Genomic DNA, 12,747 nt, shown 5'->3' on the forward strand with positions numbered 1-12,747 from the left:
CCTTATCCCTGATTTATACGCCGCGAAGCGCTATTTCGCGCTATTACCATGCTTGCTCGCCCCATTATCCTTGCCATCGAATCATCCTGCGACGACACCGGCGCGGCCGTGCTGGCCGGCGGCCAGCTGCTGAGCAATGTGGTGGCCACCCAAAAAGTGCACGAGCAGTACGGTGGCGTGGTGCCCGAGCTGGCGTCGCGGGCGCACCAGCAGCACATGCTGCCTGTGGTCACGGCCGCCTTGCGGGAAGCTGGGATTACCAAGGACGACCTTGATGCCGTGGCCGTGACCCAGGGCCCCGGCCTGCTCGGCTCTTTATTAGTAGGCGGTATGTTTGCCAAAACCATGGCGTTGGCCCTGGGCAAGCCGCTGCTGGCCGTGAACCACATGCGCGCCCACATTCTGGCCCACTTCCTGCGCGACCCCAAGCCCAGCTTTCCCTTCCTCTGCCTCACGGTGAGCGGCGGCCACACGCAACTGGTGGTGGTGAAATCGGCGCTGGAAATGGAGGTGATGGGCCAAACCATCGACGACGCGGCCGGCGAAGCGTTCGACAAAACCGCTAAGCTGCTCGGCCTGCCGTACCCCGGCGGTCCGCACCTCGACAAGCTGGCCCGCCAGGGCAACCCTCAGCGCTTTGCCTTTCCGGTGGGGGCCATGCCGGGCTACGACTTTTCGTTTAGTGGGCTAAAAACCTCGGTGCTGTATTTCCTGAAGAAAGAAACGGCTGCTAACCCCGAGTTCGTGGCCGAAAACCTGCCCGACCTCTGCGCCAGCATTCAGCACACCATTGTGGCCACGCTGCTGCGCCAGCTCCGCCGCGCCGCCGCCGACACTGGCCTGACGCAAGTGGCCCTGGCCGGCGGCGTAGCGGCTAACTCCGGCCTGCGCACCGCCCTGGAGGCCGAAGCCGTGGCCCAAGGCTGGGAGGTATTCATCCCAGACTTTGCCTTTTGCACCGACAACGCGGCCATGGTGGCCATGACGGCACACTTCCAGTACGAAGCCGGCGACTTCGCCACCCAGCTCACCAGCCCCGACCCGCGCCTGAAGCTGTAACTCCAACTTTCAGTTGAAACGGTCGTCCGCGCCGCCTGCTTTCGCGTTCTACCATTACCGTACAATGTCCCTCCCACTAAAAGTGGGAGTTATCCTCCCTACATGGCCAAAGACGATAAACCCGCCATCATCAACATCAAAAACCGCCGCGCCAGCCACGAATACACTTTTCTGGCCAAGTACGATGCGGGCGTGATGCTGCAAGGCACTGAAATAAAGAGCATTCGCGACGGCAACGTCAACCTGCAGGACGGCTATTGCTTGTTCCACACCGACGGCAGCCTCTGGATTCACGGCGTGCGCATCGCGCCCTATTCTCTGGGTACCTACAACAACCACGACGCCATGCGCGAGCGCAAGCTCCTGCTCAACAAGCGCGAGCTCAAGCAGCTGGCCGGCAAAAGCGTCGACCAGGGCCTGACCATAGTGCCCCTGCGCCTCTTCGTAACCGACCGCGGCTTTGCTAAAATTGAAATTGCCCTGGCCCAAGGCAAGAAGCTGTTCGACAAACGCAACGACCTCAAGGAAAAAGCCCAGAAGCGCGACATGGAACGCCTCTAAGGAGTGACTGAGCGGCAGAATGACAGAGTGAAGCACCGCTCAGCTGCCGAGCCTCATTCCGCTTTCGCCTTTCTTTGCAGGAAATTACTCAGTTGCTCTGGCACTCAGTCCCTCGATATTTAGTCACTTTCTCACTTCGTCACTCTTTTGAATCCCGGTATCTGCGCCCTGAGCGCTGTCCCCGTCCGCGCCGAGCCCAACGACCGGGCTGAGCTGGTTACCCAACTACTTTTTGGCGAGTGCTACCAGGTGCTGGTCAAGCAGGAAAACTGGTTCCAGGTACAGCTCGCCGCCGACGGCTACGTGGGCTGGATGGATTACAAGCAACATACGCCCGTATTGGCGGACTACTACGACGCCTGGTGCGCCCAGGACCACCCCCGCGTGCTGGACGTGGTGCAGGCCGTGAGCGACGCCACCACCAAAATTCCGCTCACCCTGGGCAGCCGCCTGCCGTTTTTCGATGGCATGAACCTGCGCCTCGGCGACCGGCAGTACTTTTTCAATGGCACCGCCACCAACCCCACCGCCGCCCCCGACCCGGTTCGCCAGGCCGCGCTGCTGCGCAAAATGGCCCTGCTCTATTTGAAGGCCCCTTATGTGTGGGGCGGCAAAAGTGTGTTCGGCCTCGACTGCTCGGGCCTGTGCCAGCAGCTGTATGGCCTAGTGGGCATTCAGCTCCCGCGCGATGCCCGCCAGCAGATTGACCACGGCCGCCCCGTGCACTTCGTGGCCCAGACTAAGCCCGGCGACCTGGCTTTTTTCGATAACTCGGAAGGCCGGATTGTGCACGTGGGCATGGTGATGGACGAAGGCCAAATCCTGCATGCCCACGGCGAAGTCCGCCTCGACCCGCTCGACCACAACGGCATCTACAACCGCGACAGGCAGCGCTACTCCCACAAACTGCGCCTGCTCAAGCGCCTGCTGCCGGAGTAGGGGAGGCGGCCAGATTGACTCATAGGCGGTTATCCAGCACGTCATGCTGAGCTTGTCGAAGCATCTCTACCACGAGCGTAATTAAATTGCTTACCGGGAGAGATGCTTTAGCAAGCTCAGCATGACGTTCTTTTTTCTGTCCTTCGCTTCACTGAACTTAACCCAATACCGCTTGTTTATTTGCTTGGAAACCGCTAGCTTTCGGCGGGTTATCCGAGCCCAAAAGCGTGTATGGACCAAAAAGTGTTAGTGCTGAATGGCGACTATACCGCCATCACCCTGTGCAGCGTGCAAAAGGCGTTCGTGCTCTTGTTTCTCGACAAAGCTGAAATGGTGGCCAAGTCGGAGCACGGCACGCTGCGCACCATTTCGCATGCCTACCCCAAGCCCAGCATCATTCGCTTGCAGCGGTACGTGCGCGTGCCCTACAAAGGCATTGCCCTGAGCCGCCACAATATTTTCAAGCGCGACCATTTTGAGTGCCAGTACTGCGGCTCCACCAAAAACCTGACGCTCGACCACGTGGTGCCCCGCTCGCGCGGCGGCGAGTCGTCGTGGACCAACCTGCTCACGGCCTGCGCCCGCTGCAACCACGCAAAGGGCCACCACACGCCCAACGAAGCCGGCCTCACCATCCGGCAGCAGCCCAAGAAACCCACCCTAGCGGGTTTTCTCAAGCTATCGGCCGGCACCATCGACCAGAATTGGCACGCGTATTTAAATTGAGCTGAACCGTAAGTTTTAAACTAAGTTGGACCATGCGCCGTTGGAGAGGGGTACCTTTGTGCCTCGTTTCCCCAAATCCCGCCCATGTCCTTACCCAAATTCGCCGCTACTCGCTCCTTTCACACCGAGCTTAAAACTCGCATCAATCAATACTTTGAGGAGTCGGGCCGGCGGACAACGGGCGGTGCTGGCCTTCTGTCTAAAGCGGTACTGCTGGTGGGCCTTTTGATTGGCCTTTACGTGCACGTGGTGTTCTTCACGCCCGCCACGGGCTGGGCCCTGCTCGAATGCGCGCTGGCGGGCTGCGTTATCGCCGCCATCGGCTTCAACGTGATGCACGACGGCGCCCACGGCAGCTTCTCCCGCTTTTCCTGGGTTAATAAACTGGCGGCGTACACGCTAGGCGTGCTGGGCGGCAGCCCCTACATGTGGAACTCCAAGCACAACCTCATCCACCACACCTACACCAACATCGACGGCCACGACGACGACATCGACATCCGCCCCTGGATGCGCATGACGCCCGACCAGCCCAAGCACGCGCTGCACCGCTACCAGCACTTCTATTTCTGGGTGCTGTACTGCCTCCTCTACCTGTCCTGGGTTTTTGCCATGGACTACCAGAAGTACTTTACCCGCCAAATCGGCGCCATCGGCCTGAAGCCCATGAACACCGGCGAGCACGTCAGCTTCTGGGGTTTTAAGGCGCTGAACCTGGTGCTTTACATTGCGTTGCCCGTTTACATGGTGGGGTTCCTGCCCTGGTTGGCCGGCTTTCTGCTCAGCACGTCGATAGCGGGCTTGGTGCTTAGCATGGTATTCCAGTTGGCCCACACCGTAGAGGACGCTGCCTTCCCGGTTCCTCACCCCGTTACGGCCAAGCTCGAAGATGAGTGGGCCATCCACCAGGTGCGCACCACCGCCAACTTCGCTACCGATAACAAATTGGTAAGCTGGCTCGTGGGCGGCCTCAACTTCCAGATTGAGCACCACTTGTTCCCCAAGATTTCGCACGTGCATTACCCCGCCATCAGCAAGATTGTGCAGCAGGTGTGCAGCGAGTTTGATGTGACTTATAACAACTACCGGCACACCCGCTCGGCCATTGCCTCGCACGTAGGCTTCCTCCGCCAGATGGGCCGCGCCGCCTAAATTGAGCTAAACCCAATAAACAAAAAGCCCCAACGCACCTGCGTCGGGGCTTTTTTTGTGCGAGAACATCATGCTGAGCGCAGTTGAAGCATCTCGCTCGCATCGTTCAACGATTGAGTTACTACCACAGGCGAGATGCTTCGGCTGCGCTCAGCATGACCTTCTTAATTGATTACCGGCCAACAAACGACAATAAATCAGTCGTCAGTTGGTCTTTGTCGGTGAAGAACAGGCCGTGCGGCGCGCCCTTATACACCTTGTATTCAGCCTGCGGAATCATTTTGGCCGTGCGAGCGCCGCTGGCCTCGATGGGCACCGTGGCATCTTCATCGCCGTGAATCACCAGGGTGGGTACTTTTATCATCTGCAAATCAGCTCGAAAATCGGTGCTGGAGAAGGCCGTGGCGCAGTCACGCGTGGCATTGGGCGCGGCCAGCGAAGCCACCGTGAAGTTCCAGTCCAGCACGCCCTGGCTCACGGGGTGGCTTATCATGCCCACGCCGTAAAAACTCTTGGCGAAGGTTTGCAGAAAGTCGAACCGGTCTTTCTTCATGCCATCCTGCATGCCGTCGAACACCGATTGGGGCACGCCTTCGGGGTTGTTGTTGGTCTTGAGCATGAACGGCGTGACGGCGCTGACGAAGGCCACGCGGGCAATGCGGGCGTCGCCGTAGGTGCCGAGGTAGCGGGCTATTTCGCCGCCGCCCATCGAGAAGCCCACCAGCGTCACGTTGTTCAGGTCCAGTTCTTCGAGCAGGGCGTTGAGGTCGGCGGCCAGCGTGTCGTAGTCGTAGCCCGTCCAGGGCCGCGACGACTTGCCGAAGCCGCGCCGGTCGTAGGCCACCACGCGCAGGCCGTGCTTGGGCAGCTCCACCATCTGGTGCTCCCACATGGTGTGGTCGAGCGGCCAGCCGTGAATCAGCACCACGGGGTTGCCCTGGCCCCAGTCTTCGTAAAAAATGTTCACCGGGTGCCCGGCGGTATCGGTTCCTGCTTTTAGAATGGCCATGCGTGAAAGTGTTTTGGAGTAAGGGAAAGATGTCTTTTCTCTTACCGTCCGCGGCCGGGTGTGGTTGCAAAGCTCACTAGGTCAATGCCGCAATTGAGACGATAGTGGAAGAGGATGATATTATATCCAGCCGTTGAGCTTCATCAGAAGTAGATTAGGATTGCCGCCAATGTGCTAGCATTCATGCCCCAAATCCCGTACCTTTGCGGCCCCGCCAGGGTGGCGGGCCTTGCTGCACAACGGCAAGGTGTTCAACAAGAACCGCGTAATGGCCCGGGCACCGGCCGATACGTTTACCTAAGAGGTGCCCAACAGCTATTTATGGCAGATTTGATTGACGATTTCGACTGGGATAATGTCGGAGCCACCGGTTTTGGTGGAAACTACTCGGCTGACCAGCGTGCCGAGATGGAGAGAATGTACGGCGACACGCTCACGACCGTACAGGAAGAAGAAGTAGTGAAGGGCACCGTGGTTGGCATCACCGACCGCGACGTAATCCTGAACATCGGCTTCAAATCCGATGGCTTGGTGTCGATTACCGAATTCCGCGACCTGCCCGATTTGAAAATCGGCGACGAGGTGGAGGTATTCATCGAAGACCAGGAAGATGCCAACGGCCAGCTCATCCTGAGCCGCAAGAAAGCTAAAATCAAGCAGGCCTGGAAGGCCATTTACGATGCCCTCGAGCTGGATACCATCCTCGAAGGCGTAGTGAAGCGTCGCACCAAAGGCGGCCTCATCATGGAGCTCGACGGCGTCGAAGCCTTCCTGCCCGGCTCGCAAATCGACGTGAAGCCTATCCGCGACTTCGACATTTATGTTGGCCGTCGCATGGAAGTGAAAGTTGTGAAAATCAACTCCGCTTTCGACAACGTAGTGGTTTCGCACAAAGTACTCATCGAGAAAGACCTCGAGAAGCAGCGTGAGGCCATCCTGAACAACCTGGAGAAAGGCCAGATTCTGGAAGGCAACATCAAGAACATGACCAACTTCGGCGTGTTCATCGACCTCGGCGGTGTCGACGGTCTGCTGCACATCACGGACATTTCGTGGGGCCGCATCGCTCACCCGAGCGAAGTACTCCAGTTGGACCAGAAACTGAACATCGTGGTTCTGGACTTCGACGAAGCCAAGAAGCGTATCAGCCTCGGCTTGAAGCAGCTGACTCCCCACCCATGGGATTCGCTGCCTGCCGACCTGCAGCCGGGCTCCAAAGTATCGGGCCGCATCGTGAACGTGGCCGACTACGGCGCTTTCATGGAAGTGGTACCGGGCGTAGAAGGCCTCATCCACGTTTCGGAAATGAGCTGGAGCCAGCACCTGCGCAACCCGCAGGACTTCATCAAGCAGGGCGATACGGTAGAAGCGCAGATTCTGACGCTCGACCGCGAAGACCGCAAGATGAGCCTCGGCATCAAGCAACTGACCGAAGACCCCTGGACGCGTGGCGACTTCGGCGACAAGTACGCCGTGGGCACCAAGCACAGCGGCCTCGTGCGCAACCTGACCAACTTCGGCCTGTTCGTTGAACTGGAAGAAGGTGTAGACGGCCTCGTGCACGTTTCGGACCTGTCGTGGACCAAGAAAATCAAGCACCCATCGGAAATGGTGAAGGTGGGCGACAAGCTGGACGTAGTTGTGTTGGAGCTGGACCTGGGCGCCCGTCGCCTGGCCCTGGGCCACAAGCAGCTGGAGGAAAACCCCTGGGATACGTTCCAGTCGGTGTTCACCCCCGGCTCGGTACACCGTGCTACCATCACCGAGAAGTCGGAGCGTGGTGCAGTTCTCGAGTTGCCTTACGGCATCGAGGGCTTCGCGTACCCCAAGTCGTTGGTGAAGGAAGACGGCAGCACCGCCGAAAACGGCGAAGCTCTGGACTTCCGCGTAACCGAGTTCTCGAAGGATGACCGCCGCATCGTGCTTTCGCACACTGCCGTGTACAACCAGGCTGCTGCAGCCGAGGACGACAGCCGCAACGCCAAGTTCAAGAAGAAGACCAACGCCAAAGGTGGTGAGCCTCAGGGCGAAGGCAAAATCAGCGACCTGAAGAAGACCGAAGAGAAGTCCACGCTGGGCGACCTCGACGCTCTGAGCGCCCTGCGCGACCAGATGATGGGCAACGAGCGCAAGGCTGGTGAGCAGAAGCTTGCTGCTGCCGCTGCCAAGCCTGCTGCTGAGGAAGCTCCTGCTGCCAAGGCTCCGAAGGCCGCTAAAGCTGCTCCGGCTGCTGAGGCTCCTGCCGAAGAAGGTGGCTTGCTGGCCGGCATCGCCGGTGCTGCTGCTGCTGCCCTCGACAAAGTGAAGGAAGTAGCCGCCGACGCTGCCGAAGCCGTTTCGAACAACGAAACCTTCGACAAAGTGAAGCACGCTGCCACTGACGCCGTAGACGCCGTAACCCACTCCGCTGCTTTCGAGAAAGCTTCGGAAGTAGCCGGCGACTTGGTTGACAAAGCCAAAGACCTGATTGCTGGCGAAGACGCCGACAAAAAGGACGACGAAGCCAAAGCCTAACGCTTAGCTTCCGCTAATGAAAAAGCCCCGGCCGTAATGCCGGGGCTTTTTTTGTGCCTTAACCTTGCCCACCCCAAACGGGCTGCTTACCTTTGCGCTCCCAAAGACCACTACTGGTGACGTGACCGAGTGGCTAGGTAGAGGTCTGCAAAACCTCCTACGGCGGTTCGAATCCGCCCGTCACCTCTGATTATTAAGGAAGAAGCCCCATTTGCCAACCGGCAGGTGGGGCTTTTTTCTTGCTACAAAAGGCGGTTCGCCGGTTTTGGGCTGCATTATGCCTAAATTTAGCAGCCAAGCCCAGGGTACTTACGTACGGGGCTCCAAACGCCTTTCCTTTCCACACATGAAAATCATTGACCTGCGCACCATGCGCGGCCCAAGCTACTGGTCTGTTAAACACACCAAGCTTATCGTTGCCAAAGTTGATTTGGAAGAATTTGCCGGGAAATGGTCGAATGCCGTGCCCGGGCTGGGCGGGCGGTTAATCAAGCTCTTCCCGAACATTGGGCAGGCACAGCCGAGCGGCATGAGCGGCGGCAAGCAGTCGGCTAAGCGCCCCCCGCTCACTTTGGACCAGTTGAACGACGGCGAGCCCTTGGGCCACGTCATCTACCACGTTGCGCTGGAGCTCCAGCGGCTGGCCGGCATGCCCGTGTTCTGGGGCAAGTCGTACCCAGCCCTAGAGGAAGGGGTGGAGTACGTGGTGTTTGACTACCAGGAAGAGCGCGCTGGCCGCCGGGCCATCGAAACCGCCGTGGAAATTGTGGAAGCGGCGTGCAAAAAAGAGAAGGTGGACCTGAAACCCATCATCGACGAGCTGCACGAAATTCGGGAAGAGGAGTTTATCGGGCCCAGTACCTACAGCATTGTGGCGGAAGCGGCGTCCCGCAACATTCCCTACATCTCGCTCAAGAATAGCAACATCATCCAGTTGGGCTACGGCGTAAACCAGAAGCGCATCTGGGCCACTACCACCAGCTACACGTCGCACGCCGGGGTGGAGGTAGCCGGCAATAAGAACCGCACCAAAGCCATGCTGAAAGACGCGGGCGTGCCCGTGCCCCGCGGCACCACCGTGTACTCGGAGGACGGGCTGCGCGACGCAATTGAAGAGTTGGGCTTCCCCATCGTGACCAAGCCCCTGGACGGCAACCACGGCAAGGGCGCCACCATCCGCATCATGAACTGGAAAGATGCCGCGGAGGGGCTGAAGGCCGCCCAGGCGTATTCGCGGGCCGTGATTGTGGAGCAGTTCATCGAAGGCTTTGACTTCCGCCTACTGGTAGTTAACGGTAAGCTCATTGCCGCGGCCAAGCGCACGCCCGCCGCCGTAACCGGCGATGGCACCAGCACCATTCAGCAGCTGATTGACGAAGTGAACAAAGACCCCCGCCGCGGCGTGGGCCACGAGAAAGTGCTGACGGCCATTAAAGCCGACAAGCACACGCTCGACATTCTCAAAAGCAAAGACCTAACGCTAAAATCGGTGTTGCCAGCCGGCGAGACGCTGTACCTGAAAAGCACGGCCAACATTAGCACCGGCGGCACCGCCGCTGACGTGACCGACCAGATGCACCCCTACAACGTGCTGCTGGCCGAGCGGGTGGCGGGTATCGTGGGGCTCGACATCTGCGGCATCGACCTCATGGCCACCGACATTGCCGTGCCGCTGAACGAAAGCCGCGGCGCTGTGATAGAAGTAAATGCCGCGCCCGGGTTCCGCATGCACATTTCGCCAGCCCAAGGGCTGCCGCGCAACGTGGCCGCGCCCGTGGTCGACATGCTGTTTCCGCCCGGTACCCCCGCCCGCATCCCCATCATTGCCGTGACGGGCACCAACGGCAAAACCACGACCACGCGCCTCATTGCGCACCTAGTGGCCAGTAAGGGCTATAAAGTGGGCTTTACGACTACGGACGGCATCTACATTCAGGGCGTGCAGCTAGAGAAAGGCGACTGCACCGGTAGCCAAAGCGCCGAATTCGTGTTGAAGGACCCCACCGTAAACTATGCCGTGCTCGAAACGGCTCGCGGCGGCATGCTGCGCTCGGGCCTGGGCTTCAACACCTGCGACATTGCCGTGGTGACCAACGTGGCTGCCGACCACCTGGGCATGCGCGACATCCACACGGTGGAGGAAATGGCGGCCGTGAAGGGCGTACTGCCCCGCACGGTGCGCAAAAGCGGCTGGGCTGTGCTCAACGCCGACGATGACCTGGTGTACGCCATGGCCCGCACCGTCGACTGCCGCGTGGCCTTGTTCAGCATGGACGAGAATAATCCCCGCATCCTCGAGCACGTGGAGGCCGGCGGTGTGGCGGCCGTTTATGAGGAAGGGTACATCACCATTTACAAAAACAGTTACAAGCTGCGCATCGACCGCGCCGCCGAATTCCCCATCACGTTTGGCGGCCGGGCTGGCTTCAACATCGAGAATAGCCTGGCGGCAGCGCTGGCCGGCTACCTGGCCGGCTTCGACCGGGACGACATCAAAACTGCCTTCCGTACATTCATTCCCTCGGGCTCGAAAACGCCGGGCCGGATGAACGTGTACAAGTTTCCGAGGTACGAAGTCATCGTGGACTATGCCCACAATACGGCCGGCATTACCAAGTTTGCCGAGTTTATGGAAGCCACACCGGCTACTCGAAAAATAGGAGTGGTGTCGGGCCTGGGCGACCGTCGCGATGAAGACACGATGGGTTTTGCGCGCATTGCCGGCCGCATTTTCGACGAAGTGGTACTGCGACAGGACCGCGACCTGCGCGGCAAAACTGCCGAAGAAATCAAAGCCCTCATGGAGCGCGGCCTGCGCCTCGACAAGGAAGACTTGCCCATCACCTACATCGAGAAGGAGATGGATGCCATCGACCATGTACTGGAAACGGCTCCGGAGGGCTCAGTTATTACCCTCTTTACCGAAAACATCTCGGCGGTGCTCTCGAAGCTGGATAAATACGAAGCTCTGGTAGCCACGGCCTAAAGCTTACTTACCAAGTTGAGCTAAAGCAAAAGAGCCCGCTTCGTTGTGAAGCGGGCTCTTTTGCTTTAGCTCAACCCCTGGCTCAACTCGGTGAGCGCCGGGATATGTGGGTTATTTCAGCGTGAAGGTGGTTTTGCCCATCAGCTGGCCGCTTTCATACAGCTCCACGGTGTGCTGGCCTTTCTTATATTCGGCGCCTTTGGCGTACACAAACTCGAGTTTCTGCTTGGTGTTGTCGTACACCACGTCTTGCTTTTGAGTATAAAAAGCTTCCTGGCCATCCACGGTGAAGGTGCCGCCGCCGGTGCTCAGGTTATACAGGGCGGCGCCGTCGGGCTCAAGAATGCGCATGTAAATGGCTTTGGTTTCCTTCGGCGACACGTCGTTGCGGGCCAGGTTGAAGGTAACCTTCACCTTTTCCACCTTCTTGGCCTTGAACTCTTCCTTGTCGTCCTCCTTCTCCTTGTTCTTGGAGGTTATGATGGCCACTTTGATATTGTCGGCCTGCAGGCGCGAGGCCACGCCTACTTTTTCCGACAGCTCCTGGTTGGACCGCACGATGGTGCTGATGGTGTCGGTCAGCTTGTTCTGCTTTTCCTTCAGCGTGCTCGTTTCGGTGTAAAGCGTTTCGTTGTCTTTTTTGAGCTGGGCAATGTCATCGTCCTTCTTGCGCAACTGGCCTTCCAGGTTCAGGGCGCGCTGCTTGAAGAGGTTTTGTTGGGCAATGGAGAAGCTGCCTGCCTTGAAGGAGCGCAGCTTCAGCAGGTCGGCATTGACGCTGGCAATCTTGGACTCCAGCGAATCGTTGCTCAGGCCCAGGGCCTGCAATTCCTGGCTCTGCCGCTCAAAATCAGCCTTCAGTGCTTCGTATTGCTTGATTTGGTCCTGCAGTTTGGTGTCCTTAGCTTTTACCTCGGTGGTCAGCTCCTCGTTCTTTTGGCCTTTCTGCTGGTTGAGGTAAAACAAAACCCCATTGATGCCAAGCAGCACCAGCACAAGGGCTACCCAAAGTAGGACGCGGCTGTTATTGGAACGGGGTTCGGGGGTTTCGTTAGGGTCCATGCGGGAATTATTAAGCGAGAAATGCGATAAGTATTTGAGGCGCCCGCCGCAGTGCGGCGCTTACCTTTGGGCGTAAAAATAGGGGACTTCCGTGCCCTGGCAAGTTTTACCTAAACTTTGACGGAATGGAAACGCTTTTTCCGGCCTTCGATGCTGCCTACTGGCAAGGCCGTTACGCCGCCGGGCGCGACGGCTGGGATGCCCACCGCATCACGCCCCCGCTGCGTGCGTACTTCGACCAGCTCGACGTAGCGCAGCAGCCGCGCATCCTCATCCCTGGGGCCGGCCGGGCCTACGAGGCCGAGTACCTGCACCAGCTAGGCTTCCGGCACGTGTTTGTAGCCGACCTGGCACCCGAGCCCCTGCAAGCGCTGGCAGCCCGCGTGCCCGATTTTCCGGCCGACCACTTGCTGCTGGCCGACTTCTTTGCGCTGCCCAACGCCCCGCTTTACGATATAATTGTGGAGCAAACCTTCTTTTGTGCCTTAAACCCGGCCTTGCGCCCAGCCTATGCCCAGAACTGTGCCGCGCTGCTGCGGCCCGGCGGCACGCTAATGGGGCTGCTGTTCGACACCGATTTTGGCCCGGTGCAGGAGCCCCCGTTTGGCGGCACCAAAGAAGAGTACCGCCAGTACTTTGCGCCGTATTTCGACTTCCGCCATTTCGAAACGGCCACCAACTCGCTTGCGCCCCGGCAGGGGCGGGAGCTGTTTATTTGTTTGAAAAATAAATAATTACT

At 58.9% G+C, this 12,747-nt stretch carries 10 protein-coding genes and 1 tRNA gene; 9 read left to right on the plus strand and 2 right to left on the minus strand.

All coding sequences use genetic code 11. The features are described 5' to 3' along the window. Positions 1 to 48 precede the first annotated feature (48 nt). The 5 genes from tsaD to LJ738_RS06415 all read left to right on the plus strand — a co-directional run bounded on the left by tsaD (position 49) and on the right by LJ738_RS06415 (position 4,437). Positions 49 to 1,059, plus strand: coding sequence for a tRNA (adenosine(37)-N6)-threonylcarbamoyltransferase complex transferase subunit TsaD (tsaD, locus tag LJ738_RS06395; protein WP_227785479.1), 1,011 nt, complete (start codon positions 49 to 51; stop codon positions 1,057 to 1,059). Between the two features lie 102 nt (positions 1,060 to 1,161). Next, entirely contained in the window at positions 1,162 to 1,620 is a 459-nt protein-coding gene (gene smpB / locus LJ738_RS06400; RefSeq protein ID WP_068192980.1) for an SsrA-binding protein SmpB, read from the plus strand. A 147-nt stretch (positions 1,621 to 1,767) separates the two neighbouring features. Beyond that, positions 1,768 to 2,559 carry a C40 family peptidase gene (locus LJ738_RS06405; RefSeq protein WP_227785480.1) on the plus strand — a complete coding sequence of 264 codons (792 nt, stop codon included), beginning with the start codon at positions 1,768 to 1,770 and terminating at the stop codon, positions 2,557 to 2,559. Between the two features lie 231 nt (positions 2,560 to 2,790). After that, complete coding sequence (locus LJ738_RS06410; RefSeq protein WP_068192983.1) at positions 2,791 to 3,285, plus strand: HNH endonuclease; 495 nt, start codon at positions 2,791 to 2,793, stop codon at positions 3,283 to 3,285. Between the two features lie 84 nt (positions 3,286 to 3,369). Next, the gene (locus tag LJ738_RS06415) at positions 3,370 to 4,437 is read left to right on the plus strand and encodes a fatty acid desaturase family protein (protein WP_227785481.1); all 1,068 of its coding nucleotides are present in this window, start codon (positions 3,370 to 3,372) and stop codon (positions 4,435 to 4,437) included. Positions 4,438 to 4,609: 172 nt separating this feature from the next. On the opposite strand, the gene LJ738_RS06420 is transcribed toward LJ738_RS06415, so the two are convergent. Beyond that, positions 4,610 to 5,446, minus strand: coding sequence for an alpha/beta fold hydrolase (locus LJ738_RS06420; protein ID WP_227785482.1), 837 nt, complete (start codon positions 5,444 to 5,446; stop codon positions 4,610 to 4,612). Between the two features lie 321 nt (positions 5,447 to 5,767). Here LJ738_RS06420 and rpsA point away from each other — a divergent pair, with 321 nt between their 5' ends. The 3 genes from rpsA (at position 5,768) to cphA (ending at position 10,946) form a co-directional block, all read left to right on the plus strand. Further along, positions 5,768 to 7,960 (plus strand): 30S ribosomal protein S1, encoded by a 2,193-nt coding sequence (gene rpsA / locus LJ738_RS06425; RefSeq protein WP_410779909.1) that lies wholly within the window; start codon positions 5,768 to 5,770, stop codon positions 7,958 to 7,960. A 115-nt stretch (positions 7,961 to 8,075) separates the two neighbouring features. After that, a tRNA-Cys gene (locus tag LJ738_RS06430) sits at positions 8,076 to 8,146 on the plus strand. Between the two features lie 160 nt (positions 8,147 to 8,306). After that, positions 8,307 to 10,946, plus strand: a complete 2,640-nt coding sequence (gene cphA / locus LJ738_RS06435; protein WP_227785483.1) for a cyanophycin synthetase — start codon at positions 8,307 to 8,309, stop codon at positions 10,944 to 10,946. Between the two features lie 111 nt (positions 10,947 to 11,057). On the opposite strand, the gene LJ738_RS06440 is transcribed toward cphA, so the two are convergent. Beyond that, on the minus strand, positions 11,058 to 12,008 hold the full coding sequence (locus LJ738_RS06440; RefSeq protein WP_227785484.1) for a hypothetical protein: 951 nt from the start codon (positions 12,006 to 12,008) through the stop codon (positions 11,058 to 11,060). Positions 12,009 to 12,133: 125 nt separating this feature from the next. Between LJ738_RS06440 and LJ738_RS06445 the strand changes: the two genes are divergently transcribed. Then, the gene (locus LJ738_RS06445; protein ID WP_227785485.1) at positions 12,134 to 12,742 is read left to right on the plus strand and encodes a methyltransferase domain-containing protein; all 609 of its coding nucleotides are present in this window, start codon (positions 12,134 to 12,136) and stop codon (positions 12,740 to 12,742) included. Positions 12,743 to 12,747: the final 5 nt, after the last annotated feature.

The sequence above is a fragment of the Hymenobacter plasmatis genome (genome assembly GCF_020711255.1).
GTDB lineage: Bacteria > Bacteroidota > Bacteroidia > Cytophagales > Hymenobacteraceae > Hymenobacter.

Excerpts from the sequence above, each read along its gene's own strand:
- tsaD (WP_227785479.1), top strand. The coding sequence starts at position 49 with ATGCTTGCTCGCCCCATTATCCTTGCCATCGAATCATCCTGCGACGAC.
- smpB (WP_068192980.1), top strand. The coding sequence starts at position 1,162 with ATGGCCAAAGACGATAAACCCGCCATCATCAACATCAAAAACCGCCGC.
- LJ738_RS06410 (WP_068192983.1), top strand. The coding sequence starts at position 2,791 with ATGGACCAAAAAGTGTTAGTGCTGAATGGCGACTATACCGCCATCACC.
- LJ738_RS06415 (WP_227785481.1), top strand. The coding sequence starts at position 3,370 with ATGTCCTTACCCAAATTCGCCGCTACTCGCTCCTTTCACACCGAGCTT.
- LJ738_RS06420 (WP_227785482.1), bottom strand. The coding sequence starts at position 5,446 with ATGGCCATTCTAAAAGCAGGAACCGATACCGCCGGGCACCCGGTGAAC.
- rpsA (WP_410779909.1), top strand. The coding sequence starts at position 5,768 with ATGGCAGATTTGATTGACGATTTCGACTGGGATAATGTCGGAGCCACC.
- cphA (WP_227785483.1), top strand. The coding sequence starts at position 8,307 with ATGAAAATCATTGACCTGCGCACCATGCGCGGCCCAAGCTACTGGTCT.
- LJ738_RS06440 (WP_227785484.1), bottom strand. The coding sequence starts at position 12,008 with ATGGACCCTAACGAAACCCCCGAACCCCGTTCCAATAACAGCCGCGTC.
- LJ738_RS06445 (WP_227785485.1), top strand. The coding sequence starts at position 12,134 with ATGGAAACGCTTTTTCCGGCCTTCGATGCTGCCTACTGGCAAGGCCGT.